Annotated in this window: 23 protein-coding genes; 8 read left to right on the plus strand and 15 right to left on the minus strand. The window is 60.8% G+C overall.

The window, feature by feature from the left end; genetic code table 11:
• Position 1 precedes the first annotated feature (1 nt).
• From ACLB1Z_RS05840 to ACLB1Z_RS05850, 3 genes are all read left to right on the plus strand, one after another.
• Positions 2 to 673, plus strand: a complete 672-nt coding sequence (locus tag ACLB1Z_RS05840) for an L-fuculose-phosphate aldolase (RefSeq protein WP_409562466.1) — start codon at positions 2 to 4, stop codon at positions 671 to 673.
• A gap of 133 nt (positions 674 to 806) precedes the next feature.
• Positions 807 to 2,315 carry a catalase gene (locus tag ACLB1Z_RS05845; RefSeq protein WP_409562467.1) on the plus strand — a complete coding sequence of 503 codons (1,509 nt, stop codon included), beginning with the start codon at positions 807 to 809 and terminating at the stop codon, positions 2,313 to 2,315.
• Between the two features lie 144 nt (positions 2,316 to 2,459).
• Positions 2,460 to 2,762, plus strand: a complete 303-nt coding sequence (locus tag ACLB1Z_RS05850) for a plasmid stabilization protein (RefSeq protein WP_409562468.1) — start codon at positions 2,460 to 2,462, stop codon at positions 2,760 to 2,762.
• Positions 2,763 to 2,784: 22 nt separating this feature from the next.
• Here ACLB1Z_RS05850 and ACLB1Z_RS05855 read toward each other — a convergent pair whose 3' ends face one another.
• From ACLB1Z_RS05855 to ACLB1Z_RS05875, 5 genes are all read right to left on the minus strand, one after another.
• A complete protein-coding gene (locus ACLB1Z_RS05855; RefSeq protein ID WP_409562469.1) occupies positions 2,785 to 3,024 on the minus strand; it encodes a DUF3297 family protein in 240 nt (79 codons plus the stop codon).
• Positions 3,025 to 3,035: 11 nt separating this feature from the next.
• Positions 3,036 to 4,133: a redox-regulated ATPase YchF gene (ychF, locus tag ACLB1Z_RS05860; RefSeq protein ID WP_013946567.1), complete on the minus strand. Its 1,098-nt coding sequence runs from the start codon at positions 4,131 to 4,133 to the stop codon at positions 3,036 to 3,038.
• A gap of 93 nt (positions 4,134 to 4,226) precedes the next feature.
• Positions 4,227 to 4,952, minus strand: a complete 726-nt coding sequence (locus ACLB1Z_RS05865; RefSeq protein WP_409562470.1) for a hypothetical protein — start codon at positions 4,950 to 4,952, stop codon at positions 4,227 to 4,229.
• A gap of 38 nt (positions 4,953 to 4,990) precedes the next feature.
• Positions 4,991 to 5,731, minus strand: a complete 741-nt coding sequence (gene pth, locus ACLB1Z_RS05870; RefSeq protein ID WP_409562471.1) for an aminoacyl-tRNA hydrolase — start codon at positions 5,729 to 5,731, stop codon at positions 4,991 to 4,993.
• 162 nt (positions 5,732 to 5,893) lie between these two features.
• Positions 5,894 to 6,607: a 50S ribosomal protein L25/general stress protein Ctc gene (locus ACLB1Z_RS05875; protein WP_409562472.1), complete on the minus strand. Its 714-nt coding sequence runs from the start codon at positions 6,605 to 6,607 to the stop codon at positions 5,894 to 5,896.
• Between the two features lie 272 nt (positions 6,608 to 6,879).
• On the opposite strand from ACLB1Z_RS05875, the gene ACLB1Z_RS05880 reads away from it, so the two are divergent.
• Positions 6,880 to 7,302: a Fur family transcriptional regulator gene (locus ACLB1Z_RS05880; RefSeq protein ID WP_409562473.1), complete on the plus strand. Its 423-nt coding sequence runs from the start codon at positions 6,880 to 6,882 to the stop codon at positions 7,300 to 7,302.
• 15 nt (positions 7,303 to 7,317) lie between these two features.
• On the opposite strand, the gene ACLB1Z_RS05885 is transcribed toward ACLB1Z_RS05880, so the two are convergent.
• Positions 7,318 to 7,998 carry a TetR/AcrR family transcriptional regulator gene (locus tag ACLB1Z_RS05885; protein ID WP_409562474.1) on the minus strand — a complete coding sequence of 227 codons (681 nt, stop codon included), beginning with the start codon at positions 7,996 to 7,998 and terminating at the stop codon, positions 7,318 to 7,320.
• Positions 7,999 to 8,089: 91 nt separating this feature from the next.
• On the opposite strand from ACLB1Z_RS05885, the gene ACLB1Z_RS05890 reads away from it, so the two are divergent.
• On the plus strand, positions 8,090 to 9,226 hold the full coding sequence (locus tag ACLB1Z_RS05890) for an FAD-dependent oxidoreductase (RefSeq protein WP_409562475.1): 1,137 nt from the start codon (positions 8,090 to 8,092) through the stop codon (positions 9,224 to 9,226).
• Positions 9,227 to 9,436: 210 nt separating this feature from the next.
• Here ACLB1Z_RS05890 and ACLB1Z_RS05895 read toward each other — a convergent pair whose 3' ends face one another.
• From ACLB1Z_RS05895 to lgt, 6 genes are all read right to left on the minus strand, one after another.
• Complete coding sequence (locus ACLB1Z_RS05895; RefSeq protein WP_409562476.1) at positions 9,437 to 10,372, minus strand: hypothetical protein; 936 nt, start codon at positions 10,370 to 10,372, stop codon at positions 9,437 to 9,439.
• A gap of 125 nt (positions 10,373 to 10,497) precedes the next feature.
• Complete coding sequence (locus ACLB1Z_RS05900) at positions 10,498 to 11,433, minus strand: ribose-phosphate pyrophosphokinase (RefSeq protein ID WP_024275475.1); 936 nt, start codon at positions 11,431 to 11,433, stop codon at positions 10,498 to 10,500.
• Between the two features lie 178 nt (positions 11,434 to 11,611).
• Positions 11,612 to 12,604, minus strand: a complete 993-nt coding sequence (locus tag ACLB1Z_RS05905) for a hypothetical protein (protein ID WP_409562477.1) — start codon at positions 12,602 to 12,604, stop codon at positions 11,612 to 11,614.
• A gap of 275 nt (positions 12,605 to 12,879) precedes the next feature.
• The gene (gene pgeF, locus ACLB1Z_RS05910; RefSeq protein ID WP_024275477.1) at positions 12,880 to 13,665 is read right to left on the minus strand and encodes a peptidoglycan editing factor PgeF; all 786 of its coding nucleotides are present in this window, start codon (positions 13,663 to 13,665) and stop codon (positions 12,880 to 12,882) included.
• 28 nt (positions 13,666 to 13,693) lie between these two features.
• Positions 13,694 to 14,830 (minus strand): class I SAM-dependent methyltransferase, encoded by a 1,137-nt coding sequence (locus tag ACLB1Z_RS05915; protein ID WP_024275478.1) that lies wholly within the window; start codon positions 14,828 to 14,830, stop codon positions 13,694 to 13,696.
• A complete protein-coding gene (gene lgt / locus ACLB1Z_RS05920) occupies positions 14,827 to 15,669 on the minus strand; it encodes a prolipoprotein diacylglyceryl transferase (protein WP_409562478.1) in 843 nt (280 codons plus the stop codon). The genes ACLB1Z_RS05915 and lgt overlap by 4 nt, the downstream gene beginning before the upstream one ends.
• 195 nt (positions 15,670 to 15,864) lie before the next feature.
• Here lgt and ACLB1Z_RS05925 point away from each other — a divergent pair, with 195 nt between their 5' ends.
• From ACLB1Z_RS05925 to proC, 3 genes are all read left to right on the plus strand, one after another.
• Positions 15,865 to 16,143 carry an accessory factor UbiK family protein gene (locus tag ACLB1Z_RS05925; protein ID WP_409562479.1) on the plus strand — a complete coding sequence of 93 codons (279 nt, stop codon included), beginning with the start codon at positions 15,865 to 15,867 and terminating at the stop codon, positions 16,141 to 16,143.
• A gap of 250 nt (positions 16,144 to 16,393) precedes the next feature.
• Positions 16,394 to 16,891, plus strand: a complete 498-nt coding sequence (locus ACLB1Z_RS05930; protein WP_013946579.1) for a YbjN domain-containing protein — start codon at positions 16,394 to 16,396, stop codon at positions 16,889 to 16,891.
• A gap of 60 nt (positions 16,892 to 16,951) precedes the next feature.
• Positions 16,952 to 17,779: a pyrroline-5-carboxylate reductase gene (gene proC / locus ACLB1Z_RS05935; RefSeq protein WP_409562480.1), complete on the plus strand. Its 828-nt coding sequence runs from the start codon at positions 16,952 to 16,954 to the stop codon at positions 17,777 to 17,779.
• Positions 17,780 to 18,022: 243 nt separating this feature from the next.
• Here proC and ACLB1Z_RS05940 read toward each other — a convergent pair whose 3' ends face one another.
• From ACLB1Z_RS05940 to ACLB1Z_RS05950, 3 genes are read right to left on the minus strand one after another with little or no spacing between them, the layout of a single operon-like run.
• Complete coding sequence (locus tag ACLB1Z_RS05940) at positions 18,023 to 19,435, minus strand: ATP-binding protein (protein ID WP_409562481.1); 1,413 nt, start codon at positions 19,433 to 19,435, stop codon at positions 18,023 to 18,025.
• A gap of 47 nt (positions 19,436 to 19,482) precedes the next feature.
• Entirely contained in the window at positions 19,483 to 20,190 is a 708-nt protein-coding gene (locus tag ACLB1Z_RS05945; protein WP_409562482.1) for a response regulator transcription factor, read from the minus strand.
• Positions 20,187 to 20,777 (minus strand): MarR family winged helix-turn-helix transcriptional regulator, encoded by a 591-nt coding sequence (locus tag ACLB1Z_RS05950; protein ID WP_013946583.1) that lies wholly within the window; start codon positions 20,775 to 20,777, stop codon positions 20,187 to 20,189. Before ACLB1Z_RS05950 ends, ACLB1Z_RS05945 begins: the two co-directional genes overlap by 4 nt.
• Between the last annotated feature and the right edge of the window lie 168 nt (positions 20,778 to 20,945).

Raw genomic sequence — 20,945 nt, forward strand, 5'->3', positions numbered from 1 at the left:
CATGAAGCAGCCAAGCGAAAAATCGTTGCGCAAAGAGGTCATCGCGACGGCTCTGGAGATGAGCCGTTCGGGACTTTCGCCAGGGCGTTCCGGTAATGTCTCGTGCCGGTTCGGCGGCGGCATGCTGATCACGCCGACGGGCAAGCAGTATGAAGATACCGAACCTGACGACATCGTATTCGTCGCCGCAGACGGCAGCGTTCCAGATGGCCAACTGAAGCCGTCGAGCGAGTGGCAATTTCACCTTGCTGCGTATCACGCGCGCCCAGATCGCAATGCGCTCGTTCACACGCACTCGTTGCATGCGACGGTGCTTGCGTGTGCGCATAAGGCTATTCCGGCCTTTCATTACATGGTGGCCGTTGCGGGCGGGAAGGACATCCCTTGCGTACCTTACGCCACGTTCGGAACGGATGAACTTGCTCGGCACGTCGCTACGGGGCTTCGAGAGCGCGACGCATGTTTAATGGCCAATCACGGCCAGATTGCTTGCGGAGCTTCGCTCGCGCACGCACTTGAGATGGCTCGAGAGGTGGAAGTTCTGGCCGAGCAGTACTACAAAGTACTCGTACTCAATGAGGTACATCTGCTCGATGATGCTGAAATGCTCGAAATTGCCGAGCGCTTTAAAACCTATGGCAGGAATGCGGAGCTAAACCAGAAACGCCGATAGGAAGGACCAATCGCTCCTATAGAAGTTCGTACGCGATAAGATTGCCTTATAAGCTTTTCCTGAAGATTCGATTGGTGGATTAAGTTTTTCTGATCTTAGGTCTCTTTGGTTTCCTCCAGGAAGGACGATCACAATGACCGATACCACGAAGCTCACCACGACCGCGGGCGCCCCCGTTCCCGATAACCAGAATTCTCTCTCGGCGGGACCGCGCGGGCCGCTGTTGATGCAGGACTACCAGCTCATCGAGAAGCTCGCGCATCAGAACCGCGAGCGCATTCCTGAGCGCACAGTTCACGCCAAAGGCTGGGGCGCTTACGGAACGCTGACGATTACGGGCGACATTTCGAAGTACACGAAGGCGAAGGCGCTGCAGCCGGGCGCGAAGACCGACATGATCGCGCGCTTCTCCACCGTTGCAGGCGAGCTTGGCGCGGCGGATGCCGAGCGCGATGTTCGCGGCTTTGCACTCAAATTCTATACCAGTGAAGGCAACTGGGATCTCGTCGGCAACAACACGCCGGTGTTTTTCGTCCGCGATCCGATGAAGTTTCCCGATTTCATTCACACGCAGAAGCGGCATCCGAAAACCAACATGCGCTCGCCGACGGCGATGTGGGATTTCTGGTCGCTGTCGCCGGAGAGCCTGCACCAAGTGACGATCCTGATGTCGGATCGCGGTCTGCCGGTCGGCGTTCGCAACATGAACGGCTACGGTTCGCACACGTATTCATTCATCAACGCTAACAACGAGCGTTTCTGGGTGAAATTCCACTTCAAGACGCTGCAAGGCCATAAGCACTGGACGAACGGCGAAGCGAGCGAGATCGTCGGCCGGACGCGTGAATCGACGCAGGAAGATCTGTTCACGGCGATCGAGCGCGGTGAGTTCCCGAAGTGGAAGATGCAGGTTCAGGTGATGCCGGAAGCCGATGCAGACAAGCATTGGTATAATCCGTTCGACCTGACGAAGGTTTGGCCGCATGCGGACTATCCGCCGATCGACATCGGCGTATTCGAGCTCAACCGCAATCCTGAGAACTATTTCGCCGAGATCGAGCAAGCGGCATTCTCGCCGTCGAACATCGTGCCCGGCATTGGCTTTTCGCCCGACAAGATGCTGCAGGCGCGCATCTTCTCGTATGCGGATGCGCATCGCTATCGCCTCGGCACGCACTACGAGCATCTGCCCGTGAACGCCGCGCGCTGCCCCGTTCATAACTATCACAAGGACGGCCCGATGCGGTTCTTCGCACCGGAGACGGGGAACGTGGACGCCTATTACGAGCCGAACTCGTTTCATGGCGCCGAGCAGGACAAGTCCGTCGCCGAGCCGCCGCTCAAGATTTCGGGCGATGCCGATCGCTTCAATCATCGCGATGGCAACGACGATTACAGACAGGTGACGGCGCTGTTCAATCTCTTCAACAAAGAGCAGAAAGCGCGGCTGTTCTCGAACGTCGCTGAAGCGATGTGGGGCATTCCCGATTTCATCGCGGAGCGGCAGCTCGCCCACTTCAAGAAGGTGCATCCTGATTATGAAGCCGGGGTGCGCGCGGCGCTCGATCACATGACACGACAGAAAGCTTCCGAGACGGCGCAGCAGCAGAAGATGCCGCAAGGCGCAGAAGCTGCCGAGTGACCGCGCGGTTCGTTTCGACGATTAATGAAAAGGCCCTGCTCGTGCGGGGCCTTTTTGTTCGGCGGTTTGCTGCTGGTAGGACGCAACTTCCCGAGTGCCAGCGCGTTGCTCGGACGGCACTCAATGTATCGAGGAGGAGCCGTCATGCCGAGAGGCGATAAATCGAGCTATACGACCAAACAGAAACGCAAGGCCGAACACATCGAGGAAGGCTACGAGAAACGCGGCGTCGGCAAGTCGGAAGCCGAGCGGCGCGCGTGGGCGACCGTCAACAAAGAGAGCGGCGGCGGAAACAAGAGCGGCTCCGGTCGCGGGAAGAAAGACACGCACGTCGCGTCGAAGCGCGGTGGAAAGATCGGCGGCAAGGCGTCGGCGTCGCGACCGGCGGCGGCGCGCAGTGCGTCAGCGCGGAAAGCTGCAGCGACGAGAAAGCGGCGCGGAAGCTGATCGCGCCGCATTGGCGTCATCATTACGCCGTGCGGAAATACGGCTCGACCTTGCCTTTGAGCTTCAGCGTCATCGGGCGGCCTTTGCGGTCGCGCGCGTTCCCTGCCGCGACGCGGATCCAACCTTCGCTGATGCAATATTCTTCAACGTTGGTTTTGTCGGTGCCGTTGAAGCGGATGCCGATGTCACGCTTTAGAAGCTCTTCGTTGAAGAACGGACTGGCGGGATCGTTGCAAAGGCGGTCAGGCAGTTCGTTGGACATGTTTGTTCGTCCTAGTTGGCGAAACGGAAGTGCATGACGTCGCCGTCCTGGACGACGTAGTCCTTGCCTTCGAGACGCATTTTTCCGGCTTCTTTAGCACCGGTTTCGCCGTTACCGGTCACATAATCGTCGAAGGCAATGGTTTCGGCGCGGATGAAGCCCTTTTCGAAGTCGGTATGGATGACGCCGGCCGCCTGCGGGGCCTTGGTGCCGCGCGTGATTGTCCAGGCGCGGGCTTCCTTCGGGCCGACGGTGAAGTAGGTCACGAGGTGGAGCAGGTCGTAGCCGGCGCGGATCAGGCGATTGAGGCCCGGTTCGTCGAGGCCCATCTCGCTGAGGAAGGCATCACGGTCTTCCGGCGCGAGGCCTGCGAATTCGCTTTCGATCTTGGCGGAGATGACGACGACAGCCGCGTTCTCGGCCTTCGCGCGCTCTTCGACCTGTTTCGAATAGGCGTTGCCGTTGGCCGCTGAGGCTTCCTCGACGTTGCAGACGTAGACGACAGGCTTCGATGTCAGAAGCTGCAGCGCACGGAAGGCGGGCATCTCTTCGGCGGTCATCTGCGCGAGGCGAGCGGGCTTGCCTTCACGCAGAAGCACCAGCGGCTTTTCCATGACGGCGTACTGCGCCTTGGCTTCCTTGTCGCCGGACTTCGCTTTCTTCTCGATTTGCGAGATGCGCTTTTCAAGGCTTTCGAGATCGGCGAGCATCAATTCCGTTTCGACGACGTCGGCGTCGGCGAGCGGGTCGATGCGGTTCTCGACGTGGGTGATGTCTTCGTCAACGAAGCAGCGCAGCACGTAGGCCACGGCATCGACTTCGCGAATGTGGGACAGGAACTTGTTGCCGAGGCCTTCGCCCTTCGAAGCGCCGCGGACGAGGCCGGCGATATCGACGAACGTCAGGCGCGTCGGAATGATTTCCTTGCTACCAGCAATGCCAGCGAGCGTGTCGAGGCGCTTATCGGGAACAGCAACCTCGCCGACGTTCGGTTCGATGGTGCAGAAGGGATAGTTGGCCGCCTCGGCCTGTGCCGTTTGCGTGAGCGCATTGAAGAGGGTTGACTTGCCGACGTTCGGCAAGCCGACGATGCCGCATTTGAAGCCCATGGTGGGGAAATATCCGTTTAGGTTGTGGTCCGTGGGTTAAGCGACCCAGGCCTTAATGTGAAGCCTTATCGGTCCAATGTGCGGCCGTATGGCTCACCGCTGGTACTTGGTAAAGGCGAATGTCGAGTAGCGCGAGGGTGCGGGAAGATTGCTCGTGCCGGACATGGCGTCTGCAAGCGCCTCCGAAATGTGCGTGCCCTGATCGACGCTGCGGACCGCGATGACGATGAACGGGCGCTGCCAACTCGTATCTATATCTTCGCAATCGGCGCACGGATCGATGTAGCGGCCGAGATTGAGCGTCCACATCGGGATGCGATTGCCGATGGCGCCGCGCACCCATTGTGCGGTGCGAACGGCGCGGAGACCACCGCGCTGCTCCTCGCGGGCGACGTCGCCTTCCTGGCTCGCAAGGCCGACGGCGATCAGACCGAGCGCGGTGCCCAGGCCCTGACGCAATTGCGGCGCGAGAACCTCGTCCTGGATCTCTTGCGGGGACAGGATGGTGTCATCCTTTTCGAGTTCCGTCGTCGAGGCGCGGACCCAGCCGTAATTCTTCGTCAGCACAACGACGTCGAACACGGCGCGGCGCCCCTGGCGGTCGGTGCCTTCGATCGGGAAGACCAGCGTGCGATCATTCCAGCGGTGGGCGAAAATGCGCCGGACGCCGGTCTTGTCTTTATCGCGTGCGAAATAAGCGTCATTCAGCACGCTGCCGAAAACGCCGACGGTCAAAAGGAGAATGAGCGCGCCGATAGCCAGATCGAAAAGAGATCGCGATTCGGAATCCGCGCGGCTCTCTTCCTGATACTGAGACATCGGCTCAACCCCACAACTCGCCAAACTTCGCGAGGATGCTAGGCGTCCTCGCCGCCGGATTTTCGCGCGCTCAGCCATTTTTTCAAGTTGTCGGCGAGGGCGGACTGGCGTTTGGACGCGCGTTCACCGGCAGGGTGTGGCCGCGATGCCTTCGGCGGGCGCGGCGACTCTTGTGGCGCGCGCTCAGCCTTGGGCGCAGGCGTTTGGTGATCTTCCTGCGTCACGCGGGCGACGTCACTCAGGAAGCGGTCGTCTTCGCCTTTGGCGAGATAGGGGGCGGCGTCGGAGATGGCATCAAGCAGCGCATTGAGCCATTCGCGCTCCGATTTCGCGAAGTCGTTCAAAACATAATAGACGACGGCATCTTTTGAGCCGGGATGACCGATGCCGAGGCGCACGCGCTTGTACTCGTTTTCAATGTGCGCGGTGATCGAGCGCAAGCCATTGTGACCGGCGTTGCCGCCGCCCGTTTTCAGTTTCACCTTGCCGGGGACAAGGTCCAACTCGTCGTGAAAGACGTAAATGTCCGACAGCGGAATTTTTAGAAAACGCTGGGCTTCGCCGACAGAGCGGCCGCTCTCGTTCATGTAGGTTTCGGGTTTCAGCAGCGCCACGCGCTCGCCGCCGATCGAGCCTTCGGAGATGAGGCCCTGAAATTTCTTGCGCCAGGGCGCGAAGCTGTGGCGTTCCGCGATGCGGTCGAGCGCCATGAAGCCGATGTTGTGACGGTTGGCGCGATATTTATCGCCCGGATTGCCAAGACCGACGAAGAGCTTCATTTCAACTGTGCCTTCCGACCGAGCCTTTTCGTTGCGCCTTCCGACTCCCCTCCGGGGAGCCGGCCGGAAGGCGCGGGACATTGTCGGGAAGCCGGCACTGGGTTTATCACGCGGTAAAAGAGAGACCGGCGCAATCGGCAGATCGCGCCGGTATATAACGTCTTACTTCTTCGCGGCGGGCTTGGCGGCCGGAGCGGCCTTACCTGCAGCAGCCGGGGCTGCCTTGCCAGCGGCGGCCGGAGCAGCCTTGGCGCCAGCGGCGGGAGCGGCAGCGGCATCTGCGGTCGTGCTTGCAGCTTCGTCGTCACCCTTCAGAGCGCCGGCGATCGTCGCAATCGTGAAGTCGCGATTCTTGATGACGGGCGAAACGCCTTCCGGCATCTCGACGGCCGAGATGTGGATCGAACGGCCGATCTCCATGCCTTCGAGATTGATCTCGAACGCGCGGGGGATCTTGTCATAAGGGCAGAACACTTCGACGTCGTGGCGGACGATATTGAGAACGCCACCGCGCTTCAGACCCGGCGACAACGTTTCGTTCGTGAAGTGCACGGGGATCGAGACGCGGATCACGCCATCCTTGCCGACGCGCTGGAAGTCGACGTGAAGGGGCGTGTCGCGGACAGGGTCGACCTGGACGTCGCGGGCGAGCACGATGTGCTTCGTGCCTTCGACGTCGATCTCGATAGCCGTCGAGGTGAAGTGGCCGCGCAGGACCTGCTTCCACAGCTCGTTGTATTCGAGATTGATCGTTTCCGGGGTTTCGTGGTTGCCGTAAATGACGGCGGGCACATTTCCATTGCGGCGTGCTTGGCGTGCGGCCCCCTTGCCGGCACGCGGGCGCGCCGTAGCCTTGAGCGTAATGAGCTCAGCCATGGCATCGTCTCCGAGTGTTAAAGGCTCTTCTGCCTATCAGAAGAGCCAAAAAGCCGCTTGCCGGCCTCCAAGGGTGCCGGGCGGCGTCTCAGGAAAATCTTCTTGAGATGGCGGGTATATACCTGGGGTTGCCGCCGCGCGCAACGGTCGGAAACGGCCCCTAATAGGCGCACAATACTTGGGTCGGACTGGAAAGTTGCTGAGAAAATCAGCATATTAAGAGGTGATTTACTGGAAACCCTGCGTTGTGACCTGCAATTGTGGGTGTGGAGATGCCCGAAGTGATAACGAAGAAGACGACCAAACGCCGAAGCGCGGCCGATCAGGACAAGATCATTGTCGAAGCGCTGAGGGGCGTCGGGCGGCCCGTGAGCGCCTACGAGCTTATCGAACAGGTGCGCGCGAAGGGTGTCAGCGCGCCACCAACGGTCTATCGGGCTCTACAACGTTTAATCGACGATGGCTTGGCGCATCGGCTTGAAAGCCTCAATGCTTTCGTCGCTTGCGATCATCCTCATCACGTCGGAAAGGCTGTCTTCGCGATCTGCGATTCCTGCGGCACGGTGAAGGAATTCGATAGTCCGACCGCTGTGAAGAGCCTGCAGACCTGGGCCGGCAAAAACGACTTCAACATCCGTTCGATGACGATGGAAATTCGCGGACGCTGCGGGGACTGCGTAACGGGCCACGATTGACGTGTGATCTCCGTCTCAGCGCTGTTTCCGCGAGCAAATGCCTTTCAGGATGAGATCAATGCCGGCGAGGAAATCGGTCCGGTCGTCATGAGTGCGCAACCGCCCCGCTAGGCTGCGTGTAAATGGGAAATCGTCCGGGTCGAGCTTCAACCACTCCGCTGCGACTGCATTCAGAAATTCGGATCTATCAAGGTTATGCGTACGGGCGAATTGCCCATTGGCCGCGTTCTGCCCCGCAACACCGAGAATGTAGCTTACCAACGCCGATGCTGCGTCCCACTGTACTTCCGCCGGAATGCGGAGAGCGCGAAGCTGCTGGCCCAGGCGCTCGAGAATGCGGACCATCGGCGGCCGCCCCGGCGCTCGCGAGAGTGCCGACCCAACCCATGGATGCGCGTCGATTGCGTGGAATATGCCGAGAGCGAGCGCGCGGATGGCTGCCTCGGGCGTGGCTTCGGCTACGGGAGCATTTGTTGAGCGCGAGATGATGGCGTCGGCCGCCGCGGTGAGCAGCTCATTCTTGCTTTCTATGTGCCAGTAGATCGCTCCAGGGCCGGTGGCGAGCCGTTCCGACAACGCCCGGAACGTCAGCCCGCTCTCTCCGCTCTCGTCCAAGAGCGCGATCGACGCATCGATGATGCGGTCCCGCGAGAGCGATTCTTCACGTCGTTTGCTGCTGTGAGCTTTTTTGGCCATGACCTTATCTTGACATTAATGGAACGACGTTCCAAGCATGGAACGACGTTCCATTTGCTGTTGTGACGGAGGATTTGTGGGGGGAGCAGAGATGCACATTCCGATCGCGATTGTCGGTGCCGGCCTTGGGGGGCTGACACTTGCGCGTGTTCTGCATCTTCACGGTATCGCGGCGACGATCTTTGAAGCGGAAGCCTCTGCGGATGCGCGTCCTCAAGGCGGCTTGCTCGATATCCACACGTACAATGGTCAGCTCGCGCTCAAGGCCGCAGGGCTCTTCGAGGAGTTTCGCAAAATCATCCTTCCCGGCGCCGAGGCGCAGCGGGTCCTCGACAAACACGGCAACGTGCTGCTCGACGAGACCGACAAGGGTAACGGCGGCCGGCCAGAGGTCCCTCGCGGAGAGCTTCGTCGGATTTTGCTCGAGTCACTGCCTGCCGGCACGATCCGCTGGGGGCATAAGGTTACTGCGGTGTCTGCGCTCGGCGGCGGGCTGCACTTGGTGACCTTTAGCGATGGCTCGACGGTGACGACCGATGTCCTGGTGGGGGCGGACGGTGCCTGGTCGAGAGTGCGCCCGCTTCTTTCCAAAGCCACACCGGCCTATGTCGGCACGTCGTTCATCGAGACGTACCTGTTCGATATCGACAACCGGTACAGGGCGAGTGCGGCGGCGATCGGCGGATGCACGCTGATGGCAATTGCTCCCGGCAAAGGTATCCTGGGGCATCGAGAGGCCGATGGCACGATGCATACTTATGTCGCGTTGAACAAGCCGGAGGACTGGATTGCGCGCATCGATTTTTCCAACCGTACGGACGCGTTGGCTATTATCGCCAAAGAATTTGACGGATGGGCGCCGGAGCTGACGGCGCTCATTACAGAAAGTGAGACCGCCCCAATTCCTCGCGCCATCTATGCGCTCCCGATCGAGCACAGGTGGGACCGAATTCCCGGCGTGACGCTGGTCGGTGATGCGGCGCATCTGATGTCACCCTTCGCAGGCGAAGGGGCCAACCTCGCGATGTACGACGGGTCTGAACTCGGCAAGGCGATCGCGGACCATCCTGGCGACGTTGAAACCGCACTCATCGCGTATGAAAAAGATCTCTTTTCCCGCAGCGCCGCTGCTGCTGCGGAAGCAGACCGGAACCTCAAGCTGTTCTTCAACGACAGGGCGCCTCAAAGCGCGGTCGAGCTGTTCACCAATTATCAGGCCGTCACGTAGCTTTTGCGCGTGTTAGAAGTTCACGCTTGTCGGGACGCGAAATTCTGGTGATCGAAAATCCGTGGTACGGGCAATGGATGGGTCGCTGGCGCGGCGCCGTGGGTTTCGTCCCACGATCGCAACAGTGTAGTACACTGTCGAGAAAGCGCGCTTTGAACACCACGGTAGGTTATTTTCCGCAAAGAATGGATTGCGTGACGTGGGCTTTCGTCAAAAATCGATATCGAGACTGAGTTTCAGTGTGGTTGCAGGCGTCGCACTATTCAAACCGAACAGCGCGCCGAAGCCGACTGTCGTTTCGACTTTTCGTTCGTCTTCAGCGTCATCTTTCTTTGAGAGCGTGTCGTCATCATTGTCGTCGCCGAACGTCCAGTAGGCGATAGGACCGAGACGATACTGATTGAACGTTCCGAAGATTTGCTGCGACTCGTTCGTGTTGCCGCCGCTGATGCGTTCGATGCCGCCATAGGATTCAACGGCAAGAGCGAGCTGCTTAGATGTGCGATACATGATCCGGGCGGCGTAGCCGAAATCGAGCTTGCTCTGATTTTCGAAGCCACCGCCGAAGTATTGAATGGCGGTCGGATTGATGTTTGCGCTCCAGCGTCCGGATTGCCATTCGATGATCGGACCAATCGTCAGCGTCGAAGCTTCGTCTTCGTGTGCGGATTGATCCCATTCGACGAGAAAACCGGCGCCGATGCCGTCGCCTTTGCGTTTGATGACGGTCCAGATGGTTTCGGCGCCGTAGCTGTCGAATTCGAGCGGTCCCATCCGGTCGGCTTCGTTAAAGGTCTTGGGATCGTCCAGGCGCTGCTGCTCGAACTCGACGCCAAGGCGAAGTTTGACGAAGGTCGTGAGGCCCATCTCAACTTCCAGGCCTTCGCGTTGGCGTGTCACCGTATTGTCGTCGGCAATGATGCCGCCCGCGCCATTGGAAACAACGCCGCGTCTCGGATTGCCAGATGAGAAGTCATTCTGGCTTTCAATCTCGATCGCGCCAGGTTCGGTGTCGAGATCTTTGATTTCGAACTGGTCGAGTGACGGTCCCGCCATTGCCGCCTGTGAGAACGTGAGCATCGAGATGCCCATGAGCAAGGCAACAACGCAGCCTGCCGCTCGCGTGTGAAACGGGATTTGCCCCACGCCTCCCCCTCGAGAATTTGCTTCCCGTTATTGTTCTCAAATTTCCTTATGGCATGGGGAGTTTTTCCCGAACAGTGCGAAACAGCACCGCTAGGGATCGGAAAATCCGGCTTCTGGAAAGTGTATCAGTAAAAGAGGCTTGAGACGCTTTCTTCGCGGCTCGTGCGGAGGATCGCTTCGCCGATAAGTGGCGCGATCGACATGACGCGGATGTTGCGCGCGGCCTTCACGGCTTCGGTCGGCAGGATTGAGTCCGTGATGACGAGCGATTTCAGGCGCGAGTTCTGGATGCGGCTGACGGCGCCGCCAGACAGCACAGCGTGCGAAATGTAAGCAGAGACTTCCGTCGCGCCGTTTTTCAGCAGGGCCTCAGCGGCGTTGACGAGTGTACCGCCGGAATCGACGATATCGTCGATCAGAATGCAGCGTTTACCGTCGACGTCACCGATGACGTTCATCACTTCGCTTTCGCCTGGACGTTCGCGCCGCTTATCGCAAATGGCGATTGGCGCGGTGATGCGCTTGGCGAGCGCTCGGGCACGGACGACGCCGCCGACGTCGGGCGACACGACGACGATGTCGTCCGTGTTGCCATAGTGCTCTTCGATGTCGCGCGTCATGACCGGCGCGGCGAAGAGGTTATCGGTCGGGATGTCGAAGAAGCCCTGGATCTGGCCGGCATGGAGATCGAGCGTCAGAACGCGGTCGGCGCCGGCGCGCTCGATCAGGTTGGCGACGAGCTTGGCAGAAATGGGCGTCCGCGGACCCGGCTTGCGGTCCTGCCGGGCGTAACCGAAGTACGGGATGACGGCTGTGATGCGGCGCGCAGACGAGCGCTTCAACGCATCGAGCAGGATCAGCAGCTCCATCATGTTGTCGTTGGCGGGGAACGACGTCGACTGAATGACGAATACGTCCTGTCCGCGGACGTTCTCCTGGATCTCGACGAAGATCTCCATATCGGCGAAGCGCTTCACCTGGCCTTTGGCCATCGGCAGCTTCAGATAGGTGCAGATCGCCTCGGCGAGGGGGCGATTGCTGTTTCCCGCGATGATTTTCACGCCCAGCTTCCCTCGGCCGTCATTGTTCCGGGCGTCACCCTTGGAATCGAAAGGCATTTGCGCTCCAGAAACCTCTTCATTTGCGGGCTTGTAGCAATTGGGCCCGGACGATTCAACCGTCCGGGCCCAAGCTGTTGTCACAGTGTTGCCGATCGAGGTTAACCTGACCGGCTACTGATTATTCGACGCTCTTTGGCGGTAAGAGCTTGATAATGCCTTGCGCGGCAGCAGCGGCTGCGGCGTCCGCGGTCTGCCCCCAGGAACCGTCAAGCGAGCCGGTTGGGATCTCGTTCTTCTGCGACACAGTGCCGAGCTTCTTGCCGCTCGGGTCGATCACGTTCCAGTCGATCTGGATCGGCTGCTTGCCGTCTTTGCTGGTGCCCATGGCGACCTTGCCGACAACTTTGTAGGCTTGGGAGTCGGGCGTGGTCGCCAGCTTCAGGCCGCTCTTCGACAATTCGCGCTGAATTGCGGTGGTGAGCGTGGTGCTGCCATCGCCGGGCGCTCCCGTCACCAGCGGCACGACGGCTGTGACAGGACCCGAGTGGGTGATGCTGCCGGTCGTCGGCGAAGCCGGGCTCGATGCAGCCGAGGCGTACGTCGTCGGCCGCGGCGGGCTCGACGGAGCGTTGGTCGACTGCGTGTTGATGTTCGAAGCCATCGGAACACCGCCGCCGCTCGCGATCCAGCTAGCGATCTGTTTCGAGGTCTTGCCGGAGATCCGTTCTACGACGGCCGGCGTCACGGCTGACCAGGGGTCTTTCCCGGCGCTTGCGATGACTTCCTCACCCGTAACGCGATGGACGCGCTTGCCGCTCTGGTCGGTCACGTCCCAGATGTAGGAGATCTTCGCTTTCGATTTTTCGCGAGCAGCTACGATGTAGCCGCGGACGACATATTCGCCAGTCGCATTGTTTGAGGTGCCGACGCTCAGGCCCTCTCGGCCGATGGCAGACGCAAGCTGCGACTGCAATTCATGAGCGACGTTTTCGGGCGATCCGATAACCGGTGCGATCTGGAATTTGGCGTTCTGTGTAACGGGTCCCGATGGTGACGCGCCTGTCGGGAGAGCGATCGAGTTTTGTGCCGAGGGCGTTCCGCCGCCCATGCCGCCCAGGAGGTTTGATGATGAGCCACAGCCGCCCAGGCCTGCCGTTACCAGCGAAGCCAAAAGTATTGACCCGATCGTCCAAAGACGTGTTCGGCGCTCGCGTACCCGAGCAGAGCAAAAGGTCGCCACTCGACGTCCCCCCTTATCCAACCGCGACTTCCCCGGCGGCCGGAACACATTACCTCCGCGGCCTGAACTCCTGTGATTACTACCGGAACTGACCCTTATCCCTGTAGATCAGCCCTGAACGACCCGTCCAGACGGGAGTTCGGCGAAACTGTTATCGACCGGTGTAAACGTTGGCGTCGGCTCGGACTTCCCTGTGGATTATGCCGTTACGCCACGACGATGGCGGAGATTTGACGGCCATAGTCCACTTCCCCGAGGAGAGTTTTACGCCTGTAGCTGAAGAAAAGCGATTCGTTCTTGCAGGTGCAGAGCGCCAGATCCTCGATGCTGCCGACGCCGGCTGCCTGCAATCGCATTGTCACAAAGGCCGGTAGATCGAAATGCGGACGCGCGTTCGGGTTCGCGCGCGTGAAATACGTGCTGAACGCTGGATCACGCTCAAGGAAGGTCGCCTCGAACTCAGGGCCGACCTCGTAGGCTGACTGACTGATGCAGGGGCCAACGGCCGCAGTGATCCGTTCGCGTTTGGCGCCGAGACGTTCCATTTCCGCGACGGCGCTGCCCACAACATCGTTAATGGCGCCACGCCAGCCGGCGTGAGCAGCAGCGATGACGCCGGCCTCTGCGTCGGCCATCAGGACCGGAGCGCAATCCGCTGTCAGAACGCCAATGACAAGTCCGGGCGTGTTGGAGACGACGGCGTCGGCGTGGGGGAGGGCCGCGCGGTCTGGCGCTTTGGTCACGTGCAGCGCCATCGTGCCGTGCTCCTGATAGAGCGTGACGACACCGCCGCCGAGTTTTTCGTCGCCGCCGAGAAAACGGCCGATCCGGTTGCGGTTCTCGGCGACGAGGTTCTGATCGTCGCTTGAGCCCCAGCCACAGTTGAGGCTGGCGTAGAGACCCGTCGAGACGCCGCCTTCGCGGGTGAAGAAGCCGTGGCGGATGCCGTTCCAGCTGGAGAGATTTCGGGCTTCGATGGGTTTCAAGGACATCGGGCGCGCTTTCCCTTTATGCGGGTCTTCATGCTGGTCCGGGCGCGGCGCTCTGCTCGCGGGCCGCGCTGAAGCCCGGAAGCGACGGTAGACCGGGGGAGCGGGCTGCGAGGACCTTGAAGCGCCCTCCCATGCCATTGGGGGCGAGCAAGCGGGCGACGCCCGTTTCGATTTCGGTCGCGCGGGCCGGATTGGCCGCCATCAAACGCGAGGCGCGCTCGACAATGCCGAGAGCACCGAGGAACTCCGCCTGCGTGACAGGGCCATCGAGCGCCAGACCGGCGCGATGCAGCGTCGAGGCGAGATCGTAGAAGTTGATGTGCACCGTCAGGTCGGCTTCGCCCGGCGACGTCAGTGGAGATTCATACTTATGCGCGCGGACCGCTTGCAGCGTGTCTCCGGCGGCTGGTGTGGTGTGACCATAGTCGACCATAAGAAAGGCGATGGGGCCGCGTTCGGAGAGTGCTTGCAGGGCGTCGGCAAGCTGGTCGAGGCGCTGGCTTTCGATGACGGCCCCGGGCGGGGCGCCGGGCAGCAGAGCTTCGAATGCATCGCGCGGGCATTCGCCGTCGATTGCGGTGAATTGCAGGTCGCCGCGGGCATCGAGGGTCACGGCGCGAATGTGCCAACCCGATGCGGTCTTGACCCATTGGGCGACCGGCCAGGCATCGAGAAATTCGTTGGCGAAGATGATGGCCGGCGGGTTGATCTCGTCGAGTTCGCGGCCCCAGCTCAGCACGTTGCGGAATTCCGACAGAGTTGCAGTTTGCAACTCGATCAGGGATTCGCTGGCTTCGACGAGATGCACGCGCGTGACGTTCGAGAAGCCGGGGACAATGCGGGCGGCGCGAAGAATATCGCGCATCATGGTGCCGCGTCCGGGGCCGTATTCGACGATGGTAATCGGGTTAGGAGCGCCGAGCACGCCCTGCCAGACGACGCCGGCCCAAACGCCCAGAAGCTCGCCGAAGACCTGCGATACGTCGGCGGCGGTGATGAAGTCGCCCGATGCGCCGAATACCTGCTGACGGCGATAGTAGCCGTAGTCCGCATCCCAAAGGCAGGCGGACATGTAGCTATCGACTGTCATCGGCCCGTCGCGGCGAATCCGTTCCTTGATCCGTCGGGCGAGCGGTGTATCGCGACGCAGGCCGTTATCGATCACACCGCAGCCTTTCCGGGCTCGCTCTTGTTATGACAGGCGGTCCAGATCAGATAGATTCCGAGAATAACCATCGGCACGCAGTACATCTGGCCGGCCGTGAAGGGACCGATGTTCATAATGTTATAGGGCTCGGGTTCGCGGAAGATCTCGGAGAAGCTGCGGGCAATGGCGTACCAGATCATCCAGATGCCGGTCGTCAGTCCGGGGCGCTTCAGCGAGGAGAAGTGGTGGGTGGCGATCCGCAAGATGATGAACATCACGATGCCTTCGAGCGCCGCCTCATAAAGCTGGCTCGGATGGCGCGGGTTGTCGCCGCCGTTGGGAAAGACCATGCCGACCCAGGCGTCGGTCACGCGGCCCCAGTGCTCGGAATTGATGAAATTGGCGATCCGGCCAAAGAAAAGGCCGAAGGGTACGGACGCACAGACGAGGTCCGCCACGGACCGGGCTGACACTTTGTAGATGTAGGCGAATACGAAGATCAGGATGGCGCAGCCGATGACGCCGCCATGAAAGCTCATCCCGCCCTTCCAGACCTTCACCATCTCCAGAGGATGCGAGAAGTAGAAGTCGGGGTCGTAGAGGAAGATCTGACCGAGGCGGCCGCCGATGATGACACCAAAGGTCATGAAGAGCAGAAGGTCGTCGATGCGTTCGAGCGTCATCGGCGCTTTGTTGCCCGCCCAGAGCTTCGGTGTCGAGACCAGGTTGCGGATATACCACCAGCCGAGCAAAAGGCCGGCCATATATGAGAGGCCATACCATTTGACGGCTACCGGCCCGAGATGGATCGCGACGGGGTCGATATCGGGGTAGGTGAGAAGGGCGAGGGGTGTCATCGGCTCTCCGGGCGAGGTTTCGCAAATGGCCGTATCGAGTTACCAGGGAAGGCCGGTCTTAGGCCGCGTTGTTTGAGTAACACCGTCTTAATGTCAAGCAGGCATCCGGCAGACCCAAGATGAGAATGTCGTAAGCTTGCAGCCATGCCTGCCTATCGCCATAGTTGAATGACCGTTCCAATCCGAGATCTCGAAATGACCCAGACGACCAACAAACTCTTCGACGACTTTGCCAAGCTCATGACAGACGCCGCTGGTGCGGCAGAGGGCTTCAAGAAAGAAACCGAGGCCGTTTTTCGGGGCCAAGCCGAAAAGTTCCTGCGGGACATGAATGTCGTGACGCGCGAAGATTTCGAAGCGGTGCGCGAAATGGCGCAGAAGGCGCGGCAGGAAAACGAGGCGCTGGCGGCGCGCATTGCGGAGCTGGAAGCCAAGCTCTCGAAGCTTTCGCCGCAGGGCGGCACCGCTGCCTGAAGGCATCCACAGGTTCGAGCGCTTTTCACCAGCAATCGTGGCCCAAGGCGGCCTTGGCCCCTGTTTCGCCTGGGCTTTGCCACTTTGATCGTGGACAAGATTTCCTGGCCCGCCGGGTCAGCTTGCGACTCGCAGGGCCGTCTGGTTTTGTCCGGCGCAGCAGCACGAAAGCGGCGCAATTTGGGAAATCCCAATCGCGTGGTTGCTTCGTGGCCATCCCGGCGCGCGGCAGACTGGAGAGCGATATCAAATGGCAGTTGCGGAACAGGGTTCTGACCGCGTTCTCAATCCGATCGATCTCATCGAACAACTTGCGCACGCCCACGACTGGCCGTGCGAGCGCGCGAGCGATGAAGAGCTGACGTTGATCGTTGCGGGCTCCTGGGCCGACTATCACATCTCGATCAACTGGCGTGACGATCTCGAAGCCCTGCACTTGGCGTGCGCGTTCGATTTCCGGGTGCCAGAAAATCGCCTGACGGAAATGTATCGCCTGATTGCCCAGATCAACGAGCAGCTATGGCTCGGCCACTTCGATCTGTGGACCCAGGAAGGGCTCGTGATGTTCCGTCACGCGCTGCTGCTTAACGGTGCCGTCGCGACGGTCCGGCAGTGCGAAGCGATGCTGAAAGCGGCGCTCGAAGGCTGCGAACGGTATTACCAGGCCTTCCAGTTCGTGGTGTGGGCAGGTAAGGAAAGCCGCGAAGCCCTGGTTTCGACGATGTTCGAGACGCAGGGGCAGGCTTAAGCCGGGTCCATCGGGCGACGTCTCGACCCACGCCCGGCCACTTTCCAAGGTGTCCGGGTTATGTCTCTGAAATTAGATGGTTCCGTCGTGCTTGCCGGCGCGGGCAAAATGGGCGCAGCGATGCTCGCGGGCTGGCTTGAGCGGGGCCTCGATCCGGCTCAGGTCATCATCCAGGAACCGCAGCTTTCCGGCGCTGCGCTTGAACTCGCGCAGAAGCACGGGATCGCGTCGCAACCGGTTCTGGAACCGCAGTCGACGCCACCCGCTGTCATCGTCGTCGCGGTGAAGCCGCAAGTGATGGATGACGTCTTTCCGGCCTTGGCCAAGATCGCGGGGCCTCAGACGGTCGTCGTGTCGATTGCGGCGGGCAAGACGATTGCGAGCTTCGAGAGGCATCTGCCGGCTGGTATTGCCGTTGTGCGGGCCATGCCGAATACGCCGGCTGCCATCGCGCGCGGCATCACGGGCGCCGTCGCGAGCGCTCATACAACGCCGTCTCAAAAGGCCGCCTGCGAAGCGCTGCTCGGCGCGGTTGGTGATGTCGTTTGGGTTCCGGAAGAAGATCTGATCGACGCGGTAACGGCGGTGTCGGGGTCGGGACCTGCCTATGTGTTCCTGCTGGCGGAAGCACTGGCGGACGCTGGCGTTGCGGCGGGGCTCGATGCGGCGACGGCGAAGCGGCTCGCCACTGCCACGGTATCAGGCGCCGGTGAGCTTCTGCATCAGTCGAAGACCGATCCGGCGACGCTGCGCCAGAACGTGACGTCACCGGGCGGCACGACGGCGGCTGCGCTGGGCGTGTTGATGCGCGACGGTAGCGGCCTCAAAGAGCTGATGACGGAAGCGGTGCTGGCGGCGGAAAAACGAGGCCGCGAACTCGGGCATTGACCAGGGCTGGGAAATTGGTCTCGCCCGAGGTTCGCGACCTTCGATTGGCGTTCCCGTGGGTTGGCGACCCACAGCGTGGAACTTCGGTTCCGGCGACTGCAGCCTTGGAGGACACCTTCGCCGTAGTCGGACGGGAAATCGTGCCGGAACCGATGTCCAAGAATTGTAACTTCATAACGTTACAGTCAAATCACAAGGGCGTGTGCCCCGCGCGCCAAATTTGTGATCGACAGTCAAATTTCTCTATTGCGGCAAAGAGATAATGGCGCGGAGGCCGCCCATCGAACTCTCGCCCAATGCGATCTCGCCGCCGTGGCTTTTGGCGATGTCGCGGGCGATGACGAGCCCCAAGCCGCTGTTGCCCTCGTCCTGATTGCGGGCGTGGTCGAGACGATAGAAAGGCCGGAAGACGTTCTCGCGTTCGTCTTCGGGGATGCCAGGGCCGTCGTCGTCGACCTCGATGCGAACCCAGCGGCCTTCGGGTGCCACACGAATGATGATGCGGTCTCCGAAGCGGGCAGCGTTGGTGACGAGGTTCATGATGGCGCGTTTCAGGGCCTGCCGCTTCAACGGCAGGATGATGTCGCCCTTGCTCTTGCGGATCTTGAGTTCGATCGAGCAAGCGTAGATCGACGCATCGTCGACGATCTCTTCCAGCAGCTCCTTGAGGTTCGTCGGCTTGGCTTCCTCGCCGCCGTCGCCTTTCGCGAAGGCGAGGTAGTCTTCGAGCATGTGCTGCATCTCGTCGACGTCGGCGGAGAGTGCGCGCGTCTCCGGCGTATCTTCGAGTAGGGCAAGCTCAAGCTTGAAGCGGGTCAGGACGGTGCGCAGGTCGTGGCTGACGCCCGCCAGCATCGTCGTACGCTGCTCGACGTGCTGCTTGATGCGGTCGCGCATCTGCAGGAAGGCGAGCGCGGCCTGGCGCACCTCGCGTGCGCCGCGCGGGCGGAAATCCTCCGGGATGCCGCGACCTTTGCCGAATTCGTCCGCCGCGTCCGCAAGACGGAGGATGGGCCTGATCTGGTTGCGCAGGAACAGGATCGCGACCGTCAGCAGAATAACGGACGAGCCGACCATCCACAGCAGGAAGATGTGCGAGTTCGAGGCATACGTCTGGCTGCGGGTGGCGACGAAACGCAGGATCGCATCGTCGAGCTTCACGCGGATCTCGACGTTCTGGTCGCCGACGGTGTTGATCCAGAACGGCAGCTGTACGTGCTTGCGCAGTTCGTTCGAGAGCGCGCGGTCGAGCAGGCGAAAGAATGGTTTCGGACCAGGCGGCGGCAGGTCGCCGCTCGGCAGCACTTCCATTTGCAGGTTGAGGCGATCGCGCGCGAGGTCGATGATCTTTTGCGGACCTTCGCGTTTCGCCATGTCCTCATAGACTTCGATCACGGCGGCGATATCGCGCGCGGTTGCTTCCGAAAGCCGGCGCGTAACGGCTTGCCAGTGCCGTTCCATGAACGCGAATGCGATCACGCCTTCAAGGACGACGATGGGCGTGATGATGATCAGCAGCGCGCGGGCATAAAGCCCTTTCGGCAGCATCTCGGAGCCGAGACCCAGGATGCGCATGACGATAGGGTGCTCGCGAAAGCGCTGATAGCGCGCGGCGAGGCTGCCGGTCTCCGGGGTCGTTTCGGGCACAACGGCCATGGGATGCTATCCGCCTTGCGCCGGTCGACCCGAGCGCGCTGTTACGGTCAATCGGTGTAGAGGATGTAGCCTTTGCCTCTGACCGTTTGTAAATAGACCGGGTTCGAAGGGTCGGCTTCGATCTTGCGCCGGAGGCGGTTGATCTGGACGTCGATGGCGCGCTCGCTGCCAGTGCTGTCGTCACTCGACAGTTCATGGCGCGGAACGGCGACGCCAATGCGTTGTGAGAAGAGGCGCAAAAGATCGCGCTCACGCTCGGTCAACTTGATGGCTTCGTCATCGCGCTTGAGTTCGCCGCGCGTGATGTTGAAGACGCAGCCACCCATGCGGATTTCATCGCGCTGGGCGGTTTGCGTCTGGCCGCGACGAAGGATGTTGCGCAGGCGGAGCAACAGCTCGCGTGGATCGAAGGGCTTCGAGACGTAATCGTCGACGCCGGCTTCGAGGCCTGAAATGCGATCCTCGGCTTCGGCGAGTGCGGTCAGCATGCAGATCGGCACTGGGCGCGTTAGCTTCAGGTCGCGGGCGAGAGACAAGCCGCTTTCGCCCGGCATCATGACGTCGAGCAGCACCAGGTCGAACGCAAGGCCACGCATGTAGGATCGCGCGGAGGCAGCGTCAGACGCTTCGGTGACGCGGAAGCCGTTGCTCGAAAGAAAGCGGCCGAGCAGTCCGCGGATTTTCTGGTCGTCGTCGACGACGAGGATGTGCGGGGCATTATCGGCCAAAGGTTCAGTTCGGTCCGGTGCCATCATGGTTCCCGTGGGTTGCAACCAGGTTCGGGCGAGGGCAGTCCGCCGTGCTCGCTACGGATAAGGCTTTCGACACGATGCTTGTCCTTTTCGGAAATCATCGCGAAGAGAAAATTCCTTGCAACGGTGTCGGCGTTTTCGCCGAGCCCGGCAAGAGCCCCTTCAATCCGTTTGGCCTGGATTTGTGTCAGTTTATCGGTCAAACGCGCGCCTTTTGCCGACAGATAGAGGCGGCGTTCTCGGCGATCCTCGTTGCCCGCTTTCTGGATGATGAAGCCCTCATCGACGAGCTGTTTCAAGACGCGCGCTAATGACTGTTTTGTAATCTGCAAAATATCGAGCAGTTCCGCGACCTTCAGGCCGGGATTGCGGTGCACGAAGTGCAGGACGCGGTGGTGCGCTCGCCCGAAGCCGTATTGCTCAAGTATCGTATCCGGGTCGCATGTAAAGCCGCGATACGCGAAGTAAAACAGCTCGATACAGGCGATCAGGTCGGCATTCGGAGAGCGTCGGCCAGCGTCCTGGGCGTGGGAGGGCTGTCCCGGTGCGCCGCGATGTTCTGACGGGCCTTCTGACGTTATGTCAGTCATGTTGACTTATTGGCCTCGATTGTATTCTGTTGCAAGCCAATTTGGTGGCTTGTCCCGCAGGTCCATAGTCTTGCACGCGGCGCACTGAAATATCGGTTTTCCGAGCGTTTCAGCCTGCCTGGCCCGTCCGTAACGGACCGCGCGACATACACCACCACTTCAAATTCG

This window comes from Hyphomicrobium sp. MC8b (assembly GCF_905067615.1).
Lineage (GTDB): Bacteria > Pseudomonadota > Alphaproteobacteria > Rhizobiales > Hyphomicrobiaceae > Hyphomicrobium_B.